Genomic DNA, 23,746 nt, shown 5'->3' with positions numbered 1-23,746 from the left:
AATGCGGGGAGGGTCCGGTGGCAGGGGTGTGAGCGGCATGGATGCCGCGACCAAGCCCCCATGGACGGGTTTACGGCGTCCCCTGCCACCGGACCCACCCCGCCATCCCACAGTAAGCCCGCTGTTGCTGTTGCTGTTGCTGTTGCTGTTGACGTTGCTTGAGGCGGGTGCAGGGCGCAGCCCTGCCAGTACCCCCCACCCCGGCCGGGCTGGCAGAATAGGCGTCTCTGCCGTTATCCGAAGCCGACGATGCGCCTCTCCCAGTTCCACCTGCACACCACCAAGGAAACCCCCAGCGACGCCGAGCTCACCAGCCACCGACTGATGCTGCGCGCGGGCATGATCCGCAAGCTGGCATCGGGCCTGTACACCTGGTCGCCGCTGGGCCTGCGCGTGCTGCGCAAGGTTGAACGCATCGTGCGCGAGGAAATGGACCGCGCCGGCGCCGTGGAATTCCAGATCCCGACCATCCAGCCGAAGGAACTGTGGGAGCAGACCGGACGCTGGCAGAAGTTCGGCCCGCAGCTGCTGAAGATCAAGGACCGCAAGGACCAGGTGTTCTGCTACAGCCCGACCGCCGAAGAAGCCGCCTGCGACTTCGCGCGCAGCGAGTTGTCCAGCTACAAGCAGCTGCCGGTGAACTTCTACCAGGTGCAGACCAAGTTCCGCGACGAGATCCGTCCGCGCTTCGGCGTGATGCGTTCGCGCGAGTTCCTGATGAAGGACGCCTATTCGTTCCACCTGCACGATGAGTGCCTGGTGCGCGAGTACGAGAACATGAAGTCGGCCTACAGCCGCATCTTCACCCGCCTCGGCCTGGACTTCCGCATGGTGCAGGCCGACTCCGGCGCGATCGGCGGCGATGCCTCGCAGGAATTCCATGTCATCGCCGATTCCGGCGAGGACGCGCTGGTGTTCTCCACCGGTTCGGACTACGCGGCCAACATGGAAGCGGCGATCGCCGCCGATCCGGCGCCGCGTGCGGCCGCCGGCGAAGCGATGCGCAAGGTCGACACCCCTACCCAGAAAACCTGCGAGGATGTCGCGGCGCTGCTCGGCATCGACCTGCAGCGCACGGTGAAGTCGGTGGCGCTGATCGCGGGCGAAGGCAAGGCACAGCAGTTCGTGCTGGTGCTGGTGCGCGGCGACCATGAGGTCAACGAGATCAAGCTGGCCAAGGTTGCCGGCCTGGACGAACAGCGCTTTGCCAGCGAGGCGGAAATCGCCGAGCACCTGGGCAGCGTGCCGGGCTTCCTCGGCCCGGTCGCCCCGGCCAAGGCCATCCGCGTGGTGGCTGATCGCGAAGTGGCGGCGATGTCCGACTTCGTCGTCGGCGCCAACGAAGCCGGTTTCCACCTGGCCGGCGTCAACTGGGGCCGCGACCTGCCGGAACCGGAAGTGGCCGACATCCGCAACGTGCGTGCCGGTGACCGCGCGCTGGACGGTGGCGAACTGAAGATCGCCCGTGGCATCGAAGTCGGTCACGTGTTCCAGCTGGGCCGCAAGTACGCCGAAGCGCTGGATGCCACCGTGCTGGACGAGAACGGCAAGGCGGCGGTGATGGCGATGGGCTGCTATGGCATCGGCATCTCGCGCGTGGTGGCTGCCGCGATTGAACAAAACCATGACGATGCCGGCATCATCTGGCCGGACGCGATGGCGCCGTGGCAGGTGGTGGTGTGCGTGATCAACCCGAAGGGTGATGCCGCTGTGGCCGATGCAGCCGCCAACCTGCTGCAGGAGCTGCGCGATGCCGGCCTGGACGCGGCGCTCGACGACCGCGGCCTGCGCCCGGGCGCGATGTTCGCCGACATGGAACTGATCGGCATCCCGCACCGCGTGGTGGTCAGCGAACGTGGCCTGGCCGCCGGGACCTACGAGTACCGCTCGCGCCGCGCCAGCGAAGCGGAAAGCCTGGACAAGGCCACCCTGCTGCAGCGCCTGCAGGGTTGATCAGGAAAAGACCGGGGCATGCCCCGGTCTTTTTTTAGCTGACGCCCATTTGAGCAATATTGCAGCGGACATAATCCGGTCAAAATAGACGCAATGCAGCCGGGATGCTGGCCAGGCCATGACCCGTCTGCATTTGTGCTGGGATTAATTCATCTTTATTCTGTCCCGCGACGCCATGGACTGGCTCGTCCCGTCCACTTATTAGTTTCCGGAGTAACCGTAAATGAGCATTGACCTGACCGGCCTGTCGGCACGCGAGCTGGGCGCCCTGATCCGCACCGCCAAGAAACAGCAGACCATCGTCGCCAAGCGCCGGCCGATCACCAAGGTCCGGGCACAGCTGAGCAAGCTGGCCAAGACCGAGGGTTACACCATCGAGGAACTGTTCGGCGACGCCCCGGCCCCGCGCGCACGCAAGGTGGCCAAGGTCGCCAAGGCTCCCTCGAAGACCGCTGGCCGCAAGCTGGGCAAGGTTGCGCCGAAGTACCGCAACCCGGCCAACCCGAAGGAAACCTGGACCGGCCGTGGCAAGCAGCCGCGCTGGATGGCCGAGCTGACCGCCAAGGGCAACAAGAAGCCGGAAGATTTCCTGATCAAGAAGGCCTGAAGCCGGATCGGGATGCAATGAAAAACGCCGGCGAAAGCCGGCGTTTTTCATTCTTCGGTGTGTGGACCAACGGTCCACACCTACAGGGTTTTGCGGGCCGGCATCAGCAGGTTGCCGAACAGCAGGCCGGCGACCAGGGCCATCACTACATTGAGCACAGTGAGGAACACGCTCTGGCCGGCGCCCACGTCCTGCTGCTGGACTAGGGTCAGCACGCCGCGCAGGCTGGTGCTGCCTGGCACCATCATGATGATGCCAGGCAGGCGGATGATCGCACCCGGTCGGCCAACGAGGCGGCCGAACAGATTGCCACCGGCGGTCAGCAGCATCGCCGACAGGAAAATGCCGGCCGGCGCACCCCAGGCGTGGCCACCGAACTTGGAGATCGCGTAACCGGCCACCGAGGCCGCGATCACCCACGGGTAATCGCGGCGGTTGGCCTTGAACAGCATCGCGAAGGCGAACGCTGCGGTCAGCAGCGAGCCCCACTCCACCCACGGCCCCTGCGGCCGCGTGGCGCGGATCACCGGGTCAAGGCCGAGCACGTCGGCCAGGGTCACCGCGATCATCGCGCCAACGCTGAGCTTCATTATGGTGGTCAGCGCACCGGCGAAGCGCGCGGTACCCGATACCCAGTGCTGGCTGGCCAGTTCGTTGACCGCATTGGTCAGCGACATGCCGGGCAACAGCACCACCAGCGAGGCAATGATCACCGTGTTGAGGTTGAGCGCGCCGATGAAGGACGCGACCAGGGTGGCGACCAGGCCGGCCAGCAGTGCGGCCAGCGCCTCGGCCGCTTCGCGGGTGGCCGGGCGACGGTCGGTGACCATGCCGAGCAGGCCGATCATCAGGCCGATGACACCGGCGGTCGCGATGTCCAGCCACGGCAGCTTCCACATGCCGGCCACGCCGGCCGCACCGAGGGTGAACGAGAGGATGGTGCGCAGCTTGCCGCGCCGGCCCGGATCCTTGTCCAGCTGGCGCAGCGCGGTGTGGCCCTGGGCGATGCTCATCCGCCCGTTGGCCACTTCTTCGGCGATATGGTCGGCGACGCTGAGCTTGTGCAGGTCGTTCTCGCCGGGCGCCAGGCGGATCACGCGGGTGATGTCACTGGAGCCGATCGCCTGCGCCGGGTCGCTGAAGCTGAGGATGATACCGGTGGGATTCGACCACGGTTCACAATCCAGATCGAGCTGGCGGGCCAGTGCCACCACCGCTGTTTCCAGGCGCTGAGCCGTTGTGCCATAGCTGTGCAGGCGTCCGGCGATCTCGGAAACGAAGGCCACGCGCTGCGCGTAGGTGGCCTGGGGCGTGGGGATCGTGTGAGCGTCTGCGGACATGCGCCGTAGTATTACCTAGGCTGGGCCTTACCGGAGAAATTCATCCGAGTTCGACGCGATGCCCAATACAGAACGGTTATGCTGCGACCCGAATGGCCCAAGTGACCCCGAACCACGCCCCCCAGCTCGAACAGGATGCCCATGACCCGGGCGTGATCCACCTGTCCGGCACCTGGACCCTGAAGACCGCGCTGGCCGCGGCCGAAGTCCTGCGCGGCGTTCCCGATACGCTGACCGGCATCGATGCCACCGCCATCGAGAAGATGGATTCGGCCGGCGTGCTGCAGGTGCTGCGCGTGGCCCATCGCGCCGACCTCGGCGAGGACGCACTGAAGTTCCGCCCGGATCACCAGGCGCTGGTGTGCACCATCGAAGAAGTCGCCGACGACCGGCCCAAGCCCAAGCGCGACTTCGGCGTGCTGGCGGCGCTGGAACGACTGGGTGTCAGCGTCCATGCCACCGGTCACAACATCAAGGCGCTGTGCAGTTTCCTCGGCGAGAACCTGGTCAAGGCGGCGCGCCTGGTCAAGGAACCCCGCCGTTTCCGCCTGACCGCCACCGTGCACCAGATGGAGCAGGTCGGGCTGGACGCGGTACCGCTGGTGGCGCTGCTGTCTTACCTGGTCGGAGCGGTGATCGCCTTCCTCGGCTCGACCATCCTGCGCGACTTCGGCGCCGAGATCTATGTGGTCGAACTGGTCAACATCGCGTTCCTGCGCGAATTCGCGGTACTGCTGACCGCGATCGTGCTGGCCGGTCGCACTGCCAGTGCGTTCACCGCGCAGATCGGCGCGATGAAGGCACGCGAGGAAATCGATGCGATGCGCACCCTGGGCCTGGATCCGATCGACCTGCTGGTGCTGCCACGGCTGCTGGCGCTGCTGGTCACCCTGCCGCTGCTGACCTTCATTGCAATGGTTGCCGGCCTGGCCGGCGGCATCACCGTCGGTGCGTTCGACCTCGACATTCCGCCGCAGATGTACATCGCACGCATGCACGAGACGATGGAAGTGCGGCACATGCTGGTCGGCCTGTCGAAGGCGCCGGTGTTCGCGCTGGTGATCGGCCTGATCGGCTGCCTGGAAGGACTGAAGGTCGAAGGCACAGCGCAGTCGGTCGGCGAACGCACTACCTCCAGCGTGGTGCAGACGATCTCGCTGGTGATCATCATCGACGCCTTCGCGGCGTTGTGGTTCATGCACATGGACTGGTGACATGAGCACGCATCCGACACCCGAAGAAATTCCCATGCAGGACGACGACGGCCACGACCTGGCCATCCGCGTGCGCGGGCTGGTCAACCGCTTCGGCAGCCAGACCGTGCACGAAGACCTGGACCTGGACGTGCGTCGCGGCGAAATCCTCGGCGTGGTGGGTGGTTCGGGTACCGGCAAGTCGGTGCTGATGCGCTCGATCCTCGGCCTGCGCGTGCCCGATGCCGGGCAGATCGAAGTGCTCGGCCGCGACGCGCGTGCCGACGATGCCGAGAGCCGCCTGCACATCGAACGCAACACCGGCGTGCTGTTCCAGGACGGTGCCCTGTTCTCATCGCTGACCGTGGGCGAGAACGTGCAGGTGCCACTGAAGGAGCACCACCGCGAGCTGCCCGAGCGCTGGCATTACGAACTGGCGCTGCTGAAGGTGAAGCTGGCCGGCCTGCCCGCCGATGCGATCAACAAGCTGCCCTCGCAGCTGTCCGGTGGCATGCGCAAGCGCGCCGGCCTGGCCCGGGCGCTGGCACTGGATCCGCCGCTGCTGTTCCTGGACGAACCGACCGCCGGTCTCGACCCGATCGGTGCGGCGGCGTTCGACCGCCTGATCAAGACCCTGCAGGAAGCGCTGGGCCTGACCGTGTTCCTGATCACCCATGATCTGGACACGTTGTACGCCATCTGTGACCGGGTGGCAGTGATCGCCGACCGCAAGGTCGTGGCCAATGCGCCGCTGCCGGAGATCGAGAAACTGGATCATCCGTGGATCCAGGAATACTTCCACGGACCGCGCGCGCGCGCCGCGCGTGGCGAACAGATCGAGAGTGCCTGAGCCATGGAAACCAAAGCCAACTACGTGCTGATCGGCGCGTTCACCCTGATCACCGGCCTTGCCCTGCTGGCCTTCGGCCTGTGGGCCGCCAAGTACTCCTCCGACCGCACCTGGCAGGAATACCGCGTGGTGTTCCGCGAAGCGGTGACCGGCCTGTCGGTGGGCAGCCCGGTGCAGTACAACGGCATCGCCGTGGGCTCGATCACCGAACTGAACCTGGTACCGGACGATCCGCGCCAGGTCGTCGCGCGCATCCGCCTGAACTCCAACACGCCGGTCAAGACCGATACCCGTGCCAAGCTGGCGATCACCAGCCTGACCGGCCCGTCGATCATCCAGCTCAGCGGCGGCACGCCGCAGTCGCCGGCGCTGACCACGGTCAACAAGGACCCTGCGCCGATCATCCCGACCACGCCGTCGGCCCTGCAGAACATCACCGACGTCGCCAACCGCATTGTCGAGCGCATGGACCAGATCCTCAGCGACCGCAACGTGGCCTCGATCAACGCGACACTGGCCAACCTGGAAACGATCAGCGGCGGCCTGGCCGACCGCGACCAGGGTACCCAGGCGCTGCTGCTCAGCGCGCGCGATGCCGCCCGCAGCCTGGACACCACGCTGAAGACCACCAACGGCACCATCGAGCGCCTGGACAAGAACCTGGTGCAGCAGCTGCCCGGCATCATCGACAAGCTCGACGGCACCCTGGCCAAGCTCGATTCGGCCGCCGGCAACGCCGATTCGATCCTCGGCGAGAACCGCGCCGCGATCAACAGCTTCGCCAACGATGGCCTCGGCCAGCTGGGCCCGACGCTGACCGAACTGCGCGGGCTGATCCGCGACCTGCGCCGGGTCAGCGACCGCCTCGAGAACAACCCCGCGCGCTACCTGCTGGGCCGCGACGCACCGAAGGAGTTCGAACCCAAATGAGCCCGACCACCCTTCCGCGCCTGCTGCTGGCCGCTTCGATGGTCACCCTGCTGGGCGGCTGCTCCATCCTTGGCAGCAGCGAGAAAACCGCGGTGACGCTGTACTCGCCGTCCGTGCAGGTCAAGGCGGACCCGGCGTGGCCGCAGGCCAGCTGGCAGCTGGTGCTGGCCAAGCCCAGCGCCGCGCGCATGGTCGACAGCCCGCGCATCAACGTGCGGCCGACACCGTCGCAGATGGAGATCTACAAAGGCGCCAGCTGGGCACAGCCGGCCACCGACATGATCGAGGACACCCTGCTGCGCGGCTTCGAGGATTCCGGCCGCATTCGCGGCGTGGCCCGCAGCACTGCCGGCATCCGTGCCGACTACAAGCTGTCCACCGACGTGCGCCGCTTCGAGTCCGATTACCAGGGGCAGGCCACGCCGACGGTGGTGATCGAGGTCAACGCCAAGCTGATCCACGTGGCCGACCAGCGCGTGGTCGCCGACCGCACCTTCCGCCAGGCGCAGCCGGTCGGCAGCACCGACGTACCGGCGGTGACCGCCGCGTTCGAGCGTGGCCTGCAGCAGCTGGCGCAGGATGTGGTGGGCTGGACGCTGCTGAGCGGACAGGCCGACCAGCCGACCGTCGCGCGCTGACCGATCAGCGCGGCGTGATCCAGCGGAACGTCAGGTTGATCCGTTCTCCCTGCACCCGCGCCATCTTCGGCAACGCGTGCTGGTAGAACCGCTGCGTCTGCCCCGCCATCACCAGCAGATCGCCATGGCCGAGCAGATACTCGGCCTTCCGCGTCGGGTCGTCGCGCCGGCGCAGCAGGAAGCGGCGCGCCGCGCCCAGGCTCAGCGAGGCAATCACCGGAGCAGGCCCCAGCTCTGGCTCGTCATCGCTGTGCCAGCCCATGTAGTCGCCGCCGCCGCGATAGCGATTCAGCAGTACGCTGTTGAAGCGGCCCAAGCCTTCGGTTTCCAGACGATCGCGCACGCTCTGCAGGGAAGGCAGCCAGGGGTGCGGCACGAATTCAGCACCGGAATAGCGGTAGCGCGCCTGCGGGTCACCGATCCAGCAGCTCAACCGCGGCGAATCCACCCAGCTGCCGAACATGCGGATGCGATGGATCTCCCAGGCCACGTCGGTCTGCAGCGCGGGCATGAGCCCGTCGGCATCGGCGGCAGCCAACCAGCCCGGCAGGTGCTGGACATCGGCATCGGGCAGGTCGTGGGGGAACAGCATTGAGACCCCGCAGGATGAGGGCGGCACCGGGCCGCCCTCACGACATCAAGCGCGTTGAAACACCACGCCACTCTTTTCCTTCAATTCGTCATCGCTGACACCCGGTGCCGCTTCCACCAGCAGCAGGCCCTTGTCAGTCACGTCGAACACGGCCAGGTCGGTGATGATGCGGTCGACCACGCCCACGCCGGTCAGCGGCAGCGTGCATTCGGCCAGGATCTTGTGCTCGCCGTTCCTGGCGGTGTGCTCCATCAGCACCACCACGCGCTGCACGCCGGCCACCAGGTCCATCGCACCGCCCATGCCCTTGACCATCTTGCCGGGCACCATCCAGTTGGCCAGGTCACCCTTGTCGGTGACCTGCATGGCGCCGAGGATGGCCAGGTTGACGTGGCCACCGCGGATCATCGCGAAGCTGTCGTGGCTGCCGAAATAGCTGGCACCGGCACGCGCGGTGACGGTCTGCTTGCCGGCATTGATCAGGTCGGCGTCCACTTCGGCGTCGGTCGGGAACGGGCCGATGCCGAGCAGGCCGTTTTCCGACTGCAGCCACACGTCCACGCCATCGGGAATGTGGTTGGCGACCAGGGTCGGCAGGCCGATGCCCAGGTTCACGTATGCACCATCGGTCAGTTCGCGGGCGGCACGCGCCGCCATTTCATCGCGGGTCCACGCCATGTCAGTTGCCCTCCGCGCGGATGGTGCGCTGTTCGATACGCTTTTCAGGATGCGCGTTGTGCACGATGCGGTGCACGTAGATGCCCGGCAGGTGCACCTGGTCCGGGTCGATGGCACCGACTGGCACCACCTCTTCCACTTCCACGACGCAGACCTTGCCGGCCATCGCGCAGGCCGGGTTGAAGTTGCGCGCGGTCTTGCGGAACACCAGGTTGCCTGCCTCGTCGGCCTTCCACGCCTTGACCAGTGCCACATCGGCGCGCAGCGCGGTTTCCATCACGTAGTGCTTGCCGTCGAACTCGCGGGTTTCCTTGCCTTCGGCCACCACCGTGCCGTAGCCGGTGGCGGTGAAGAACGCCGGAATGCCTGCACCGCCGGCACGCAGGCGTTCGGCCAGGGTGCCCTGCGGATTGAATTCCAGCTCGAGCTCGCCGGCCAGGAACTGGCGCTCGAACTCCTTGTTCTCGCCCACGTAGGACGAAATCATCTTCTTGATCTGGCGGGTTTCCAGCAGCTGGCCCAGGCCGAAACCATCGACGCCGGCATTGTTGGAGATCACGGTCAGGCCCTTGGCGCCACTGTCGCGCAGCGCGGCGATCAGGGCCTCGGGAATGCCACACAGGCCGAAGCCGCCCACGGCCAGCGTCTGGCCATCGGCGACCACCCCTTGCAGGGCCTCCGCCGCACTGGCGAAGCGCTTGCCGCGCTTGCCGGTGGAAGTCGATTGCTGCATTGCTGTACTACCCTGCACGTTGAGGATGACCGCATTCTAGCTGGACGGCGACGAAGGGCCTGGATGCGCCGCAGCATTGCGCGGGCATCGCACTGGGTTCCGTAGAATGCTTGGTTCCCCTGCCAATGGCTGGCCCCATGCCCGGCCCACCCTCGTTGATGGCCCAGACCTACACCGAAGAAGACCTGCTCCGCCGGATGGACGCGTGGACACTGGAAAAGAGCGAACGTTGCCTGTCCGGTGTCCGCAACATGCATCTGACCAGTGGAATGCTCATTGCCGAAGTGAAAGGCTCGGCCAGATACCCCTACCGGGTGGAAATCGATCTGGAAGCCAGCCTGCGCCATCCTCGCAGCCGCCTGCAAAGTGAATGCTCGTGCCCTGTCGGCCATCACTGCAAGCACGTGGCGGCCGTGCTGGTCGCCCACATGCTGGACGCAGCAGACCTGGGCGATGACGATCAAGCGTCGGAGCACGAACCGGTACAGTCGCCACGCCGCGAACTGCTGGAACAGCTGTCACGCTGGCAGGCCGTCAGAGCCCAGCCTCCACGGTCACGTAGAAACGGCATCATCTTCGAGCTGTCCACGTTCAATCACCGGCCTTCCATCCTGCTCCGTCGCGTCAAGTACGCCCTCGACGGCACGATCGAGTTCGACAAGTGGCAGGAAATCACCCCTCAGCTGTTGCTGGAACCGCCCGCCTACCTGACGCAGGCCGACCTGGCCGCGGTGGCGCAGCTGTGGGCCCTGCATCAGTCCGTGAAACCGCCGGAGTGGTTCGACGTCGGCACGATCCTGCAGTCGATCGTGTCCAGCGGACATGGCTGGGTGTCATGTGGCATGCATGATCGCGTGCCGGCCAGGCCCGGCGCACCACGTCGCGGTACGTTGGAGTGGAGCGCGGAGACGACTCACGGCAGGTTGCTGCTGGCGCCGGCACTGAGCGTGGAAGGCGACGCGGAAGGCCTCGTACTGGGATCTAGTGCCGGTTACTTGGATCCGGTCTCCGGTGAAGTCGGCCTTCTCCTGCTGGACGTCAAGCCGGAGGACGCGGACGCGTTCCTCGCCCTTCCCCACCTGCTCCCCGATGAGGAACCGATCGTGGCGCAACTGCTGCAACAGATCGACCCTGCACTGCCGCGCCCCGGTGCAAGCGACACACTGCCCACCCTGCAGGTCAGCGCGATGATCCCCGTGCTGCGCCTGCATACGATTGAGTTCCGGCCGGCGTGGCTCGGCCGCCGCGACCCGTCGCAATGGGCCGATATCGCGACCGTGGCCTTCGAGTACGACGAGCACGTGCGGTTCCTGGATGATCCGAGCCTGTTCGCACACGATCCGGAGGGCCAGCTCGCCCTGCTGCCCCGCGACCTGGCTGAGGAATCACGGCGCGAGGCCGAGCTGCGCACGGTGGGATTGCATCGCGACACGGCCCCGCGGGCGCCATTGGAGGGCGCTGGACCTCAGTTCCAGCTGCGCACCCATGACTGGACACGGTTCCTGCTGGACGACGTGCCGCGCCTGGAAGCACTGGGCTGGAAGGTGGAGACGGACGACGATTTCCGCCATCGCATCACCCGGGTCGACGAGATCGATCTGGACATCCAGGCAGAGACCGGGGACACCGGCTGGTTCAATCTGGGCCTGGAGGTCGAGGTGAACGGCCACCGGGTCTCCATGGTTCCGCTGCTGCAGCAGGTGCTGCAGTCCGATCCCCGCTGGATGCGTGGCCAGCTGGACGCCATCGGCGACGACGAGAACATCCTGTTGATGGCAGGCGACAACACCCGCCTGGCACTGCGGGCCGCGCGACTGAAGCCGATCATGGCCCTGTTGGCGGACCTGTTCGCCCAGCGTGGCGCGCCGCTGCGCTTGTCAGCGCTTGATCGTGGCCGCCTTCAGGCACTGCAGGACACCGCGCGCCTGCAGTTCCGGGGCCGCAAGGATACCCAGGCGCTGGTGCAGCGGCTGATGCAGGCACCCGCACTGGGTGAAGTGCCACCGCCGGCGGGGCTGGTGGCGACGCTGCGTCCCTATCAGCTCGAGGGCCTGTCCTGGCTGCAGTACCTGCGCCAGCAGGGGCTGGGCGGGGTGCTGGCCGATGACATGGGTCTGGGCAAGACCCTGCAGACGCTGGCGCATCTGCTGGTCGAGAAGGAAAGTGGCCGCCTGGACCGGCCGGCGCTGCTGGTGGTGCCGACCTCGCTGCTGCACAACTGGCAGAGCGAAGCGGCACGCTTCACCCCGGGCCTGCGCGTACTGACCCTGCACGGACCGGCACGTGAAGCGCTGTTCGAGGCGATTCCCGAGAACGACCTTGTACTGACCACCTATCCTCTGCTGTGGCGAGACGAGCAGGCGCTGCAGGTTCATGCCTACCATCTGCTGATCCTCGACGAGGCCCAGCAAGTGAAGAATCCGAAGTCACGCGCTGCCGTCACCCTGCGCACGCTGCAGGCCCGCCATCGCCTGTGCCTGACCGGTACGCCGCTGGAAAACCATCTGGGCGAACTGTGGACGCAGTTCGACTTCCTGCTGCCCGGCCTGCTCGGCAGCGAAAAACAGTTCAACCAGCATTGGCGCCACCCGATCGAGCGCGGCAGCGACCACCGTCGTGCCCAACTGCTGGCGCAGCGGCTGCGCCCCTTCATCCTGCGCCGACGCAAGGACCAGGTCGCGTCAGAGCTTCCGCCCAAGACCCTCATTACCCGTGCAGTGGAAATGGAAGGCGCCCAGCGCGATCTCTATGAAACCGTGCGTGCGGCGATGGAAAAGCAGGTGCGCGAGGCCATCAGCGGCAGCGGGCTGGCGCGCAGCCATATCGTGGTGCTGGATGCGTTGCTGAAGCTGCGCCAGGTCTGCTGCGATCCGCGCCTGCTGCCGGGCGACGCCCCGGCCCGTAGTGCCGGTTCGGCCAAGCTGGAACTGCTGCGCGACATTCTGCCATCGATGGTCGAGGAAGGCCGGCGGATCCTGGTGTTCTCACAATTCACCGGCATGCTGGCGCTGATCGCGCAGGCGCTGGACGATCTGGGACTGGCCTATGTGACCCTCACCGGCGACACCCAGGACCGGGCCACGCCGGTGCAGCGTTTCATGCAGGGTGAAGTCCCGGTGTTCCTGATCAGCCTCAAGGCAGGTGGCGTGGGGTTGAACCTGACCGCAGCCGACACCGTCATCCACTTCGATCCCTGGTGGAACCCGGCCGCCGAAAACCAGGCCAGTGACCGCGCCCATCGCATCGGCCAGCAGCAGCCGGTGTTCGTCTACCGGTTGATCGCCGCAGGCAGCATCGAAGAGCGGATTGCCGAGCTGCAGGAGCGCAAGGCCCTGCTGGCCGAATCGATTCTCGAAGGCGGTGGCAGCGCCGGGCCGCGCTTCAGCGAAGAAGACGTGCAGGCGCTGCTGGCGCCGTTGCCGGGCCTGCCAGCCAGACGCACCCGCAGGCCGGGCCGGCCGTCCAACACCCGCAGAGGAACGTAGAATCAGACTTATTCAACTGGAGCAAAAAAACCGCAATCTGAATGGCTCCAACTGTTTTTGCTGGCTTGGCGAGCCAGCGTCCGATCGCCAGGGACAGCAGCCCTGACCTGTCCGGCCAAGGGCGACTTTTGCCTTCCATTATCGCCGAACCTGCATGGACAGTACGGGCTCAGCCGTTGGCCGGAATCAACTCCGACACTACCCTCTTCAACCCGTCCTGCCAGGATGGCAGCACGATGCCGAAATCCTGCTGCAACCGACGGTTGTCCAGCACCGACCAAGCCGGGCGCCTGGCCGGCGTCGGATATTCGGAGCTGGGAATCGCCTCGACGGCGGGCACCTTCGGCAACACGCCCGTCGCCAGCGCCTCGGCAAAAATCGCTTCGGCAAAGTCATGCCAGCTGGTCTGGCCACTGGCGGTCAGGTGCCAGGTGCCCGACAACTGCCCCGGGTGCTGCAGTGCCTGCGCGGTGACATCGGCGATCAGCGCCGCCGGCGTCGGCGTACCCACCTGGTCAGCTACCACGCGCAGCTGCTCTCGCTCGGCGCCGACACGCAACATGGTGCGCAGGAAATTCGCGCCATGCGAGGCATACACCCATGCCGTGCGGAAGATCAGGTGGCGTCCTGCCGCTGCCCGCACGGCGTCCTCACCATCACGCTTGCTGGTGCCGTAGACACCCAGCGGCGCGGTCGGTTCGTCCTCACGGTACGGGGCGGTGCCCTGTCCATCGAACACATAATCGGTGGAGTAATGCACGAACGGCACACCATGCGCCGCACACCAGCGTGCGATCACGCCCGGCGCCTGCGCGTTGGCGGCAAAGGCGGCGTCGACCTCCTGTTCGGCACGGTCGACGGCAGTGTAGGCGGCCGCATTGACCACGATCGACGGCTGCAGCCGGTCAAGCAGGGCTGGCAAGCTGTCCGGCTGGCTGAAATCGGCGGTTTCGCAGGCGCTGCCATCGGGCAGGACGCCGCTGCGGGTGGTCGCGACCACCTTGCCCAGCGGTGCCAGCGCGCGCAGCAACTCCTGGCCGACCTGGCCGTTGCCGCCGAATACCAGAATGGTCATGGCATGTAGACCGGTAGGCGGTCTTCAGCGATGTCCTTCAGGAAGGGGGCGTTCTCGTCCTTGGCCGACAGCATTGGAGAGCCCAGCGGCCAATTCACGGAAATCTCGCTGTCATTCCAGCGAATACCTGCATCTGCCTCGGGCACATACACATCAGTGCACAGGTAGTGGAAAAGCGCGCGCTCGGACAGCACCGCAAAACCGTGGGCAAAGCCCTCCGGAATCCAGAATTGACGCTTGTTGTGCGCACTCAGCACCGCCGCCTCCCATTGCCCGAAGGTCGGGGAGCCGTGGCGAATGTCGACGGCCACGTCGTAGACCTCACCTTCAAGAACGCTCACCAGCTTTCCCTGCGGGCGTGGCCATTGGTAATGCAGGCCGCGCAGGACCCCCTTGCTGGAAGAGGACACATTGCTCTGCACGAACCGCGTCGGCAAACCCAGATCACCGAACCGCGCGGCATTCCAGCCCTCAAAGAAGAAGCCGCGCTCGTCGCCGAACACTTTCGGTTCAATCACGACGCAACCCGACAATCGGGTTTCAATGACTTTCACGGAACCACCCCACGCAATGCCAGCTTCTGAAGATATTGGCCATAGGCATTCTTGATCAGTGGCGCGGCCAGTGCCTCCAACTGCTCGACGGTGATCCAGCCACGGCCGAATGCAATTTCCTCGGGGCAGCAGACCTGTAGGCCCTGCCGGGTCTGGATGGTCTCAATGAAGTTGGAGGCCTCCAGCAACGACTGATGCGTGCCGGTGTCGAGCCATGCATAGCCGCGCCCCAATGCTTCCAGATGAAGACTGCCTTCATCGAGATAACGCCGATTGAGATCTGTGATCTCCAGCTCGCCGCGCAGCGAAGGCTTCAGTTCGGCGGCGTGGTCGCTGGCATTGCCATCGTAGAAGTACAGCCCGGTCACCGCGTAATTCGAACGCGGCTTTTCCGGCTTCTCGACCAAACCGACGACTTTGCCAGCCGCATCGAACTCAGCCACACCGTAGCGTTCCGGATCATTGACCCAATAGCCGAATACAGTGGCACCCTGATCGCGCTCATCGGCTCGCCGCAGCATTGCGCTCAGGCCATGGCCATGGAAGATGTTGTCACCCAGCACCAGGCAGCTCGGCTTGCCGGCCACGAAGTCACGTCCAATCAGGTAGGCCTGGGCCAGGCCATCGGGACTTGGCTGCACGGCATACTGGATGTCCATGCCCCACTGCGAACCATCGCCCAGCAGCTGCTGGAACAGGGCCTGCTCGTGCGGCGTGTTGATGATCAGCACTTCACGGATGCCCGCCAGCATCAGCACGCTGAGCGGGTAATAGATCATCGGTTTGTCATACACCGGCAACAGCTGCTTGCTGACGCCCTTGGTGATCGGATACAGCCGGGTGCCGGAGCCGCCGGCGAGGATGATGCCCTTGCGCTGGGTCATGAGGTCTCCTGGGTTCAGGCCGCGGTGCCGATGCGCTGCAGACGGTAGCTGCCGTCGAGCACGCCGTTGACCCATTCCTGGTTGTCCAGATACCAGTCAATGGTGAAGGTGATGCCCTGCTCGAAGGTGTAGGCCGGTTCCCAGCCCAGGTCGTTCTTCAGCTTGGAGGCATCGATCGCGTAACGGCGGTCATGGCCGGGGCGGTCGGTGACGTAGGTGATCTGGTTGCTGCGCGGCTGGCCGTCCGCGCGCGGGCGGCGCTGGTCCAGCAGTGCGCAGATGGCCTGCACCACTTCGATGTTCTGCTTTTCCGAATTGCCGCCAACGTTATAGGTCTCGCCGACCTGGCCCTTGGCCAGCACGGTGCGGATCGCTTCGCAGTGGTCGGACACGAACAGCCAGTCGCGCACCTGCTTGCCATCGCCGTACACCGGCAGCGGCTCGCCGGCCAGCGCCTTGGCGATCACCAGCGGGATCAGCTTCTCGGGGAAGTGGTAGGGGCCATAGTTGTTGGAGCAGTTGGTGGTCAGCACCGGCAGCCCGTAGGTGTGGTGGAAGGCACGGACCAGGTGGTCCGAAGCAGCCTTCGACGCCGAGTACGGGGAATTCGGAGCATACGGTGTGGTTTCGCTGAACTTGCCGGTCTCGCCCAGGGTGCCGTACACCTCGTCAGTGGACACGTGCAGGAAGCGGAAGGCCGCGCCCTGCTCGGCCGGCAGCGCCTTCCAGTAGTCGCGCACCGCTTCCAGCAGGCCCAGGGTACCCACCACGTTGGTCTGGATGAAGGCGCCCGGCCCGTCGATGGAGCGATCCACGTGGCTCTCGGCAGCAAAGTTGAGCACAGCGTCCGGCTGATGCTCGGCCAGCAGGCGGGTGACCAGCGCCTGATCGCCGATGTCGCCCTGCACGAACACGTGATTCGGGTTGCCGTCCAGGCTGGACAGGGTCTTCAGGTTGCCGGCGTAGGTCAGCACATCGAGGTTGATGACCTTGACGCCGCGCGCGACGGCCTCGAGAACGAAGTTACCGCCAATGAATCCGGCGCCGCCGGTGACAAGCCATGTGGGCACTACCTGTTCTCCTGTTCGACCGATCGCACCGGGCGCCGACAGCACCGGATACAGCGCGACAGGATACATGGCGCCCCTTCACGGCTGACATCCGCACGTAAACGGGCCCCCTTGCCCTTCTTTTTTTCTGCGCCGCAGCAAAACCATACGCATTCGCATGGTGGCTTCCAGCCAGTTAGAATCGGGGTCCCACCCCCGAACCGGTTGCTGTGCGAGGACCGGACGTTCTCCCCGTTATTGAAGGACCCCGTACCAGATGAAAATCCTCGTCGCGTACAAGCGCGTGGTGGACTACAACGTCCGCATTCAGGTCAAGCCGGACGGTTCCGGCGTGGTCACCGACGGCGTCAAGCTGTCCCCCAATCCCTTCGATGAAATCGCCCTGGAAGAAGCCCTGCGCCTGCGCGACAAGGGCATCGCCAGCGAAGTCGTGGTTGCCACCATCGCCCCGGCCGATGCCCAGGCGCACCTGCGCAACGGTCTGGCCATGGGCGCCAACCGCGCCATCCACGTCGTCACCGACCAGGCCATCCAGCCGCTGACCGCGTCGCGCACCCTGCTCAAGCTGATCGAGAAGGAACAGCCGGACCTTGTGATCCTCGGCAAGCAGGCCATTGACGACGACGCCAACCAGACCGGCCAGATGCTGGCCACGCTGTGGGGCCGCCCGCAGGCCACCTTTGCCAGCAAGCTGGAGATTGCCGACGGCAAGGCCACGGTGACCCGCGAAGTCGACGCCGGCCTGGAAACGCTGGAAGTGGACCTGCCGGCGGTGGTCACCACCGACCTGCGCCTGAACGAGCCGCGCTTCATCAAGCTGCCAGACATCATGAAGGCCAAGGCCAAGCCGCTGGAAACCCTGCAGCTGGCCGATCTCGGTGTTGACGCCGCCGACACCTTCAAGACCACCCACTACGCCGCGCCGTCCAAGCGCAGCAAGGGCGTGATGGTCAAGGACGCGGCCGAACTGGTCGCCGCACTCAAGCAGAAGGGGCTGCTGTAATGAGCAAGATTCTCGTCATCGCCGAGCACCACGACGGCAAGCTCAACGCCGCCACCGCCAAGACCGTCAGTGCCGCCGCCGCCATCAGCGGTGCCAGCATCGATGTGGTGGTGCTGGCTGCCGATCCGGCCGCCGTCGCCGCTGAAGCCGCAAAGATCGCCGGCGTCGCCAAGATCCTGACCGTGGCCAATGCCGCCAACGCGCGGGCCATCGCCCAGGTACTGGCACCGCAGATCGCGCAGCTGGCCAAGGGCTATACCCACGTGTTCGGCCCGTCGACCACCTTCGGCAAGGACCTGATGCCGTGCGTGGCGGCCCTGCTCGGGGTCAACCAGGTCTCCGACCTGATGAGCGTCGAAGGCAGCCACACCTTCAAGCGCCCGATCTACGCCGGCAACGCGATCATCACCGTGGAAGCCCCGGCCGACCAGATCGTAGTCGCCACCGTGCGTGCCGCGTCGTGGCCGGAAGCCGCCCAGGGTGGCAGCGCCGCCGTGGAAGCCGCCAGCGTCGATGCTGCGCTGCCGACCCACACCCGCTTCATCGGCCTGGCTGCCGGTGCCAGCGACCGTCCGGACCTGCAGAGCGCCAAGCGTGTGGTCTCCGGTGGCCGTGGCGTAGGTTCGGAAGAGAACTTCAAGGTGATCTTCCAGCTGGCCGACAAGCTCGGCGCCGCCGTCGGTGCTTCGCGCGCTGCGGTCGATGCCGGCTACGTGCCCAGCGACCTGCAGGTTGGCCAGACCGGCAAGATCATCGCGCCGGAACTGTACGTGGCCGTCGGCATCAGCGGCGCGATCCAGCACCTGACCGGCATCAAGGATGCCGGCACGATTGTCGCAATCAACAAGGACGGTGATGCGCCGATCTTTGAAATTGCCGATATCGGCCTGGTGGGGGATCTGTTTGCGATCCTGCCGGAGCTGGAAACGGCGCTGGGCTGAGCTGAGCGCAGGGATGCCACGTAATCAACAGGTTACGTGGCATTCATGACCCTGTTCGGGTTTGGGGATCGATCACTCGTCCTTGCAGCTCCTGTCGCTATAATCCGGGGTCAACCTGTGTAAGGACTGCATTGATGACGCTCCCGTGTTTCAAGGCCTATGACATCCGTGGTCGCGTTCCGGATGAACTGGATGAACGCCTTGCCTGCCGTATCGGCGCTGGCACTGCCGCGTTGCTGGGCCCGGGACCGGTGGTGGTTGGACACGACATCCGCCTGAGCAGCCCTGCGCTGCTGCAGGCTGCCATCGAGGGCCTGACCGCCAGCGGCCGTGATGTCATCGACATCGGCATGTGCGGCACCGAAGAGGTCTATTTCCAGACGTTCCACCGCCATGCCGCCGGCGGCATCATGGTCACCGCCAGCCACAACCCGATGGACTACAACGGGATGAAGCTGGTGCGCGACGGTGCCAAGCCGATCAGCGGTGACTCCGGCCTGTTCGATATCCGCGATTTCGCCGCCTCCGATGCCGCGCTGGGCAACGGCACCGGAACCGTGACCCAGGATGCCGACAAGTCGGCCTACATCCAGCACCTGCTCGGCTATGTCGACCTCGCCAGCCTGAAGCCGCTGAAGATCGTCACCAACCCCGGCAACGGCGGCGCGGGACTGGTCATCGACCAGCTGGCTCCGCTTCTGCCGTTCGAGTTCATCCGCATACAGCATGAAGCCGACGGCAATTTCCCGAACGGCATCCCCAATCCGCTGCTGCCGGAAAACCGCGCGGCCACGCGCGATGCCGTGCGCGCCCATGGCGCCGACTTCGGCATCGCCTGGGATGGCGACTTCGACCGTTGCTTCTTCTTCGATGCCGAAGGCAGCTTCATCGAGGGCTACTACCTCGTCGGCCTGCTGGCCACCGCCCTGCTGGCCCGCCAGCCGGGTGGCAAGATCATCCACGACCCGCGCCTGACCTGGAACACCGTGGAAATGGTCGAGCAGGCCGGCGGCGTGCCGATCATGAGCAAGACCGGCCATGCGTTCATCAAGGAACGCATGCGCGCCGAAGACGCCATCTACGGTGGTGAAATGAGCGCGCACCACTACTTCCGCGAATTCGCCTACTGCGATTCGGGGATGATCCCCTGGCTGTTGATCGCACAGCTGGTATCCAGCACCGGCAAGTCGCTGGGCGAGCTGGTGGCCGACCGCATGAAGGCTTATCCGTGCAGCGGCGAGATCAACTTCCGCGTGGACGATGCCAAGGCCACGGTCGCGCGCGTGCTGGAACATTTCGAGGCACAGCAGCCGGTCCTGGATCGCACCGACGGCGTCAGCGCCGACTTTGCCGAATGGCGCTTCAACCTGCGCAGCTCCAATACCGAACCGCTGCTGCGACTGAACATCGAAACCCGTGGCGATGAAGCATTGCTGCAGGACCGAATTCGCGAGCTGACCGCCCTGATTGGCGGCACGCCAGCCAATCATTGAAAAGGACATACGTCGCATGACCCCAATTGTTCCCGTCATCCTTTCAGGTGGCTCCGGCACCCGGCTGTGGCCGCTGTCGCGCGAAGCCTATCCAAAGCAGTTCCTGCCGCTGGTCGGTGATGACACGATGCTGCAGGCCACCTGGAAGCGCGTCGCTTCCATCGCCGGTGCGGCACCGATCGTGGTCGCCAACCAAGAGCACCGCTTCATGGCGGCCGAGCAGCTGCGCGAGTGCAAGGTAATGCCGCAGGCGCTGATCCTGGAGCCGGTGGGCCGCAATACCGCTCCAGCCATCGCCATCGCCGCGCTGCAGGCGCTGGCCAACGGCGACGATGCTCTGCTGCTGGTGCTGCCGTCCGACCACGTGGTCCGCAACGAAGCGGCCTTCCACGCAGCGGTCAAGCAGGCCGCCATTGCTGCCGAGGCTGGCAAGCTGGTCACCTTCGGCATCGTGCCGACCGCACCGGAAACCGGCTACGGCTATATCAAGGCCGCTGCTGGCGAGGGCGTGCGCGCCGTCGACCGTTTCGTCGAGAAACCCGATCTGGCCACCGCCGAGCAGTACGTTGCCTCTGGCGAGTATTTCTGGAACAGCGGCATGTTCCTGTTCAAGGCCTCGCGCTACCTGAAGGAGCTGGAAGCCCTGCAGCCGGCGATCCTGGCTGCGTGCCGCCAAGCACTCGACAAGGCTGCCCGCGACAACGACTTCATCCGCCTGGATGCAGAGGCCTTCGCCGCCAGCCCGAACGACTCCATCGACTACGCCGTGATGGAAAAGACCGTCGACGCCGCCGTGGTACCGCTCGATGCCGAGTGGAACGACGTCGGTTCGTGGTCAGCCCTGTGGGAAGTGTCCGACAAGGACGCCGATGGCAATGCCTGCCATGGCGATGTGATCGCCCTGGACTGCAAGAACAGCTACGCCTATGGCAATCGCCTGATTGCAATGGTTGGTCTGCAGGACATCGTGGTCGTTGAAACCGATGACGCCGTATTCGTGGGCCACAAGGACCGCGTGCAGGACGTCAAGGAGATCGTCGGCCAGATCAAGCGCGATGGCCGCAGCGAAGCCGCCGCCCACCGCAAGGTCTACCGCCCCTGGGGCGCCTACGACTCGATCGACAACGGCGCGCGGTTCCAGGTCAAGCGCATCACCGTCAAGCCGGGCGCAACGCTGAGCCTGCAGATGCACCACCACCGTGCCGAGCACTGGATCGTGGTCAGTGGTACGGCCGAGGTGACGCGTGGCGATGAGGTGATCCTGCTGTCGGAGAACCAGAGCACGTATATTCCGTTGGGCGTGACCCATCGTCTGAAGAACCCGGGCAAGCTGCCGCTGGAACTGATTGAAGTGCAGTCCGGCAGCTATCTGGGCGAGGACGATATCGTGCGCTTCGAAGACCAGTATGGCCGCGCGGGAGCCTGATCGGTGACAGCATCCGGTGTCGGCCACTCACGGCCGCTGTGTGTTGATCTGGACGGCACTCTGCTGCGCAGCGATCTGCTCTATGAAACCTTCCTGCGGATGCTGGCACGCCAGCCCTGGATGCTGTTCGTGTTGCCGTTCTGGTTGCTGCGCGGCAAGGCCCATCTGAAGCGCCAGCTTGCCGTGCACGGTGCGGGCGATCCTGCATTGCTGCCCTACGACCGACGCGTAGTTGATCTTCTGCGCGCCAGCGGCGATCGTCGGCGCGTACTGTGCACCGCATCCGATGCAGAACTGGTAGAGCCGATCGCTCGCCACTTGGGCGTGTTCGACGATGTGTTTTGCAGTGATGGCGAGACAAACCTAGCGGGGCATCGCAAAGCCGAGCTGCTAGTCAAGCAGTTCGGCGAGCGCGGCTTTGACTACATGGGCAATGCACGGGTCGATCTTGCAATCTGGAAGCACGCCCATTCGTCATGGGTGGTCAATGCAAGCGCGGGCGTGGCGCGCGCTGCAGCAGGTTGCTCACAACTTGCTGCTCATTGGCCTCGCGAAAGTGGCGGCCTTCGTGCCTGGCTCAAGGCAATGCGCATCCACCAGTGGCTGAAGAACCTGCTGGTCTTCGTGCCATTGCTAGCCAGCCACCGCTTCCTTGAATTCGATGCGTTGCTTGAGGCAGCACTAGCCTTCCTCGCATTCGGTTTGTGCGCATCGGGCGTGTACCTCTTCAACGACTTGCTTGATCTCGATTCAGATCGCCAACATCCACGTAAGCGCACGCGCCCATTCGCCTGCGGCCGGCTGGATCTGCGCTCGGGGCTGCTGGCAACGCCGGTGCTTACCGTTGCCGGCTTCGCACTGGCCGCACTGGTGGCACCGTCGTTCCTGCTGGTGCTCTGCATCTATTTCTGCCTTACCCTTGCCTACTCGTTGCGACTCAAGCAGATCGTGATGATCGATGTGGTGATGCTTGCCGCCCTGTACACCATTCGTATTGTTGGTGGCGCGGCGGCGATCGATGTGACGCTGTCGTTCTGGTTGCTGACGTTCTCGATGTTCATCTTTCTCAGTCTGGCCATGCTGAAGCGGTACACGGAGCTGCGCCTGACACTGGCAAGTGGCAAACAGAAGCCCAGTGGACGTGGCTATCACGTCGAGGACCTTGGCCTGGTGCAGAACCTGGGTACCGCTTCGGGTCTGGCCTCGGTGCTGGTGCTGTGCCTGTACATCAACGCACCCGAAAGCCAGAGCCTTTATGGTCACCCGCTATTCCTTTGGCTGCTTTGCCCGATCCTGCTTTACTGGATCTGCCGCGCGTGGCTGCTGGCTCACCGCGGCCAGATGCACGATGACCCTGTTGTGTTCGCGGTGAAGGATCCTGGCAGCCTGGTCACAGTGCTCGTTGGAGGCTTGTCGGTTCTCGCTGCGATCTGAACTCTGGTTCAGGCAATCTCGCGCCGCTCAAGCACCAGAATGACCGATTCGCCGCTGCCTGCGGGCAGCAGTGGGCGGGCCAGCAAGAATTGCGCCAGGGTTGGCCAGCCGAGCAGAAAGACTTCGGCCTTGCCCATCCATGGAAGGATGTAGGGAAAGTCCCAAAGGCCATCGGCAAAACGGTGCTGGACAATGAATCCGGCCGCACTGAACGAGGCCTCCCATTCCACATGGGACTTCAGGTTGATGTGGGTTGGATCAGTGAACGCGATCCATTTGCTGCCCTTGCGACGATGCGCGAATCCCTTTGCATCGGGCGTGATCACCAAGGCGCGACCACCCGGGCGCAGAACCCGATGCCATTGGCCAAGTATCGGCTCAAGCGCTGGATCCTCGATGTGCTCGATTACATGAACTGACACCAACGCGTCGATGCTGGCATCGGCCACCTCGTCAAGCGAAGCATGCACGGCGACTCCGGTGCGGCGCCTCGCCTCGGCACTGGCCCATGGGCTCTGTTCGATGCCCATTGCTTCGAAATGATGCCGTAGATGATCCAGAAAAAAGCCTGGACCGCAGCCGAAATCCAGAATACGCCCAGCGGGTAGATAACGCCTGGCCAAACGCGTGAATAACTTGAGGGCAGGACGATCACCATCCTGACCGTTGCCACTATAGTATTCTTGGCCGTACTGCTCCGACATCTCCGGCATCCTACCCTCCAGCCGTTGCGCAAATGCAATCGACGGCAGCACATCGGCTGCCGCAAGGAAGGGCGGTGAAGATGACACGACGGGGGCACCGACCCTTAGTCAGAGTGCCCTGAACAAGTTATAACCGCAAGTAGATGTGATCAGACCTTAGCGC

At 65.0% G+C, this 23,746-nt stretch carries 21 protein-coding genes; 12 read left to right on the top strand and 9 right to left on the bottom strand.

Translation table 11 applies throughout. From position 1 onward, the window contains the following. Positions 1–249 precede the first annotated feature (249 nt). Positions 250–1,953, top strand: coding sequence for a proline--tRNA ligase (locus tag ACJ7C5_RS16270; protein ID WP_412704480.1), 1,704 nt, complete (start codon positions 250–252; stop codon positions 1,951–1,953). A gap of 223 nt (positions 1,954–2,176) precedes the next feature. Beyond that, a complete protein-coding gene (locus ACJ7C5_RS16265) occupies positions 2,177–2,560 on the top strand; it encodes an H-NS histone family protein (protein ID WP_088024088.1) in 384 nt (127 codons plus the stop codon). 80 nt (positions 2,561–2,640) lie between these two features. Here the strand turns inward: ACJ7C5_RS16265 and ACJ7C5_RS16260 are convergent, their stop codons facing one another. Further along, positions 2,641–3,900 carry a threonine/serine exporter family protein gene (locus ACJ7C5_RS16260; RefSeq protein WP_049398420.1) on the bottom strand — a complete coding sequence of 420 codons (1,260 nt, stop codon included), beginning with the start codon at positions 3,898–3,900 and terminating at the stop codon, positions 2,641–2,643. Positions 3,901–3,992: 92 nt separating this feature from the next. Between ACJ7C5_RS16260 and ACJ7C5_RS16255 the strand changes: the two genes are divergently transcribed. From ACJ7C5_RS16255 to ACJ7C5_RS16240, 4 genes are read left to right on the top strand one after another with little or no spacing between them, the layout of a single operon-like run. Further along, a complete protein-coding gene (locus ACJ7C5_RS16255; RefSeq protein WP_057500365.1) occupies positions 3,993–5,114 on the top strand; it encodes an ABC transporter permease in 1,122 nt (373 codons plus the stop codon). A 1-nt stretch (position 5,115) separates the two neighbouring features. Next, on the top strand, positions 5,116–5,943 hold the full coding sequence (locus tag ACJ7C5_RS16250; RefSeq protein ID WP_412704479.1) for an ABC transporter ATP-binding protein: 828 nt from the start codon (positions 5,116–5,118) through the stop codon (positions 5,941–5,943). A 3-nt stretch (positions 5,944–5,946) separates the two neighbouring features. Next, positions 5,947–6,873: an MlaD family protein gene (locus ACJ7C5_RS16245; RefSeq protein WP_014035909.1), complete on the top strand. Its 927-nt coding sequence runs from the start codon at positions 5,947–5,949 to the stop codon at positions 6,871–6,873. Then, positions 6,870–7,511: an ABC-type transport auxiliary lipoprotein family protein gene (locus ACJ7C5_RS16240; protein WP_088024083.1), complete on the top strand. Its 642-nt coding sequence runs from the start codon at positions 6,870–6,872 to the stop codon at positions 7,509–7,511. Before ACJ7C5_RS16245 ends, ACJ7C5_RS16240 begins: the two co-directional genes overlap by 4 nt. A gap of 4 nt (positions 7,512–7,515) precedes the next feature. Here ACJ7C5_RS16240 and ACJ7C5_RS16235 read toward each other — a convergent pair whose 3' ends face one another. Genes ACJ7C5_RS16235 through ACJ7C5_RS16225 form a run of 3 tightly spaced genes read right to left on the bottom strand, consistent with a single transcriptional unit; the run spans position 7,516 to position 9,514 of the window. Further along, positions 7,516–8,103 (bottom strand): alpha-ketoglutarate-dependent dioxygenase AlkB family protein, encoded by a 588-nt coding sequence (locus ACJ7C5_RS16235; RefSeq protein ID WP_412704478.1) that lies wholly within the window; start codon positions 8,101–8,103, stop codon positions 7,516–7,518. A gap of 45 nt (positions 8,104–8,148) precedes the next feature. After that, positions 8,149–8,781 (bottom strand): CoA transferase subunit B, encoded by a 633-nt coding sequence (locus ACJ7C5_RS16230; protein ID WP_412704477.1) that lies wholly within the window; start codon positions 8,779–8,781, stop codon positions 8,149–8,151. Position 8,782: 1 nt separating this feature from the next. Then, complete coding sequence (locus ACJ7C5_RS16225; protein WP_125431453.1) at positions 8,783–9,514, bottom strand: CoA transferase subunit A; 732 nt, start codon at positions 9,512–9,514, stop codon at positions 8,783–8,785. Between the two features lie 137 nt (positions 9,515–9,651). Between ACJ7C5_RS16225 and ACJ7C5_RS16220 the strand changes: the two genes are divergently transcribed. Beyond that, positions 9,652–12,999 (top strand): DEAD/DEAH box helicase, encoded by a 3,348-nt coding sequence (locus tag ACJ7C5_RS16220; RefSeq protein WP_412704476.1) that lies wholly within the window; start codon positions 9,652–9,654, stop codon positions 12,997–12,999. 169 nt (positions 13,000–13,168) lie between these two features. Here ACJ7C5_RS16220 and rfbD read toward each other — a convergent pair whose 3' ends face one another. Genes rfbD through rfbB form a run of 4 tightly spaced genes read right to left on the bottom strand, consistent with a single transcriptional unit; the run spans position 13,169 to position 16,651 of the window. Continuing rightward, the gene (gene rfbD, locus ACJ7C5_RS16215; protein ID WP_412704475.1) at positions 13,169–14,074 is read right to left on the bottom strand and encodes a dTDP-4-dehydrorhamnose reductase; all 906 of its coding nucleotides are present in this window, start codon (positions 14,072–14,074) and stop codon (positions 13,169–13,171) included. Next, positions 14,071–14,628: a dTDP-4-dehydrorhamnose 3,5-epimerase gene (gene rfbC / locus ACJ7C5_RS16210; RefSeq protein ID WP_412704474.1), complete on the bottom strand. Its 558-nt coding sequence runs from the start codon at positions 14,626–14,628 to the stop codon at positions 14,071–14,073. Before rfbC ends, rfbD begins: the two co-directional genes overlap by 4 nt. Beyond that, positions 14,625–15,512, bottom strand: a complete 888-nt coding sequence (rfbA, locus tag ACJ7C5_RS16205; protein WP_412704473.1) for a glucose-1-phosphate thymidylyltransferase RfbA — start codon at positions 15,510–15,512, stop codon at positions 14,625–14,627. The genes rfbC and rfbA overlap by 4 nt, the downstream gene beginning before the upstream one ends. A gap of 14 nt (positions 15,513–15,526) precedes the next feature. After that, positions 15,527–16,651 carry a dTDP-glucose 4,6-dehydratase gene (gene rfbB / locus ACJ7C5_RS16200; RefSeq protein WP_412704472.1) on the bottom strand — a complete coding sequence of 375 codons (1,125 nt, stop codon included), beginning with the start codon at positions 16,649–16,651 and terminating at the stop codon, positions 15,527–15,529. Between the two features lie 187 nt (positions 16,652–16,838). On the opposite strand from rfbB, the gene ACJ7C5_RS16195 reads away from it, so the two are divergent. The 5 genes from ACJ7C5_RS16195 (at position 16,839) to ACJ7C5_RS16175 (ending at position 22,879) form a co-directional block, all read left to right on the top strand. Next, positions 16,839–17,585, top strand: a complete 747-nt coding sequence (locus tag ACJ7C5_RS16195; RefSeq protein ID WP_057500379.1) for an electron transfer flavoprotein subunit beta/FixA family protein — start codon at positions 16,839–16,841, stop codon at positions 17,583–17,585. Further along, positions 17,585–18,526, top strand: coding sequence for an electron transfer flavoprotein subunit alpha/FixB family protein (locus tag ACJ7C5_RS16190; protein WP_412704471.1), 942 nt, complete (start codon positions 17,585–17,587; stop codon positions 18,524–18,526). Before ACJ7C5_RS16195 ends, ACJ7C5_RS16190 begins: the two co-directional genes overlap by 1 nt. A gap of 134 nt (positions 18,527–18,660) precedes the next feature. Further along, on the top strand, positions 18,661–20,019 hold the full coding sequence (locus ACJ7C5_RS16185) for a phosphohexomutase domain-containing protein (RefSeq protein ID WP_412704470.1): 1,359 nt from the start codon (positions 18,661–18,663) through the stop codon (positions 20,017–20,019). A 16-nt stretch (positions 20,020–20,035) separates the two neighbouring features. Next, positions 20,036–21,445: a mannose-1-phosphate guanylyltransferase/mannose-6-phosphate isomerase gene (locus tag ACJ7C5_RS16180; RefSeq protein WP_412704469.1), complete on the top strand. Its 1,410-nt coding sequence runs from the start codon at positions 20,036–20,038 to the stop codon at positions 21,443–21,445. A 3-nt stretch (positions 21,446–21,448) separates the two neighbouring features. Further along, a complete protein-coding gene (locus tag ACJ7C5_RS16175; RefSeq protein ID WP_335755733.1) occupies positions 21,449–22,879 on the top strand; it encodes a UbiA family prenyltransferase in 1,431 nt (476 codons plus the stop codon). 8 nt (positions 22,880–22,887) lie between these two features. Here ACJ7C5_RS16175 and ACJ7C5_RS16170 read toward each other — a convergent pair whose 3' ends face one another. Then, positions 22,888–23,592 (bottom strand): class I SAM-dependent methyltransferase, encoded by a 705-nt coding sequence (locus ACJ7C5_RS16170; protein ID WP_412704468.1) that lies wholly within the window; start codon positions 23,590–23,592, stop codon positions 22,888–22,890. Positions 23,593–23,746 lie beyond the last annotated feature (154 nt).

Source organism: Nocardiopsis yanglingensis, from assembly GCF_045809185.1.
Taxonomy (GTDB): Bacteria; Pseudomonadota; Gammaproteobacteria; order Xanthomonadales; family Xanthomonadaceae; genus Stenotrophomonas; species Stenotrophomonas yanglingensis.
Note: the sequence above shows the minus strand (reverse complement) of the source record. Positions and strands in the feature narration are given on the sequence as shown.

Excerpts from the sequence above, each read along its gene's own strand:
- ACJ7C5_RS16250 (WP_412704479.1), top strand. The coding sequence starts at position 5,116 with ATGAGCACGCATCCGACACCCGAAGAAATTCCCATGCAGGACGACGAC.
- ACJ7C5_RS16270 (WP_412704480.1), top strand. The coding sequence starts at position 250 with ATGCGCCTCTCCCAGTTCCACCTGCACACCACCAAGGAAACCCCCAGC.
- ACJ7C5_RS16230 (WP_412704477.1), bottom strand. The coding sequence starts at position 8,781 with ATGGCGTGGACCCGCGATGAAATGGCGGCGCGTGCCGCCCGCGAACTG.
- ACJ7C5_RS16245 (WP_014035909.1), top strand. The coding sequence starts at position 5,947 with ATGGAAACCAAAGCCAACTACGTGCTGATCGGCGCGTTCACCCTGATC.
- ACJ7C5_RS16170 (WP_412704468.1), bottom strand. The coding sequence starts at position 23,592 with ATGCCGGAGATGTCGGAGCAGTACGGCCAAGAATACTATAGTGGCAAC.
- ACJ7C5_RS16220 (WP_412704476.1), top strand. The coding sequence starts at position 9,652 with ATGCCCGGCCCACCCTCGTTGATGGCCCAGACCTACACCGAAGAAGAC.
- ACJ7C5_RS16195 (WP_057500379.1), top strand. The coding sequence starts at position 16,839 with ATGAAAATCCTCGTCGCGTACAAGCGCGTGGTGGACTACAACGTCCGC.
- ACJ7C5_RS16225 (WP_125431453.1), bottom strand. The coding sequence starts at position 9,514 with ATGCAGCAATCGACTTCCACCGGCAAGCGCGGCAAGCGCTTCGCCAGT.
- ACJ7C5_RS16260 (WP_049398420.1), bottom strand. The coding sequence starts at position 3,900 with ATGTCCGCAGACGCTCACACGATCCCCACGCCCCAGGCCACCTACGCG.
- rfbD (WP_412704475.1), bottom strand. The coding sequence starts at position 14,074 with ATGACCATTCTGGTATTCGGCGGCAACGGCCAGGTCGGCCAGGAGTTG.
- ACJ7C5_RS16235 (WP_412704478.1), bottom strand. The coding sequence starts at position 8,103 with ATGCTGTTCCCCCACGACCTGCCCGATGCCGATGTCCAGCACCTGCCG.
- ACJ7C5_RS16255 (WP_057500365.1), top strand. The coding sequence starts at position 3,993 with ATGGCCCAAGTGACCCCGAACCACGCCCCCCAGCTCGAACAGGATGCC.
- ACJ7C5_RS16185 (WP_412704470.1), top strand. The coding sequence starts at position 18,661 with ATGACGCTCCCGTGTTTCAAGGCCTATGACATCCGTGGTCGCGTTCCG.
- ACJ7C5_RS16180 (WP_412704469.1), top strand. The coding sequence starts at position 20,036 with ATGACCCCAATTGTTCCCGTCATCCTTTCAGGTGGCTCCGGCACCCGG.
- ACJ7C5_RS16190 (WP_412704471.1), top strand. The coding sequence starts at position 17,585 with ATGAGCAAGATTCTCGTCATCGCCGAGCACCACGACGGCAAGCTCAAC.
- ACJ7C5_RS16240 (WP_088024083.1), top strand. The coding sequence starts at position 6,870 with ATGAGCCCGACCACCCTTCCGCGCCTGCTGCTGGCCGCTTCGATGGTC.
- rfbA (WP_412704473.1), bottom strand. The coding sequence starts at position 15,512 with ATGACCCAGCGCAAGGGCATCATCCTCGCCGGCGGCTCCGGCACCCGG.
- ACJ7C5_RS16265 (WP_088024088.1), top strand. The coding sequence starts at position 2,177 with ATGAGCATTGACCTGACCGGCCTGTCGGCACGCGAGCTGGGCGCCCTG.
- rfbB (WP_412704472.1), bottom strand. The coding sequence starts at position 16,651 with ATGTATCCTGTCGCGCTGTATCCGGTGCTGTCGGCGCCCGGTGCGATC.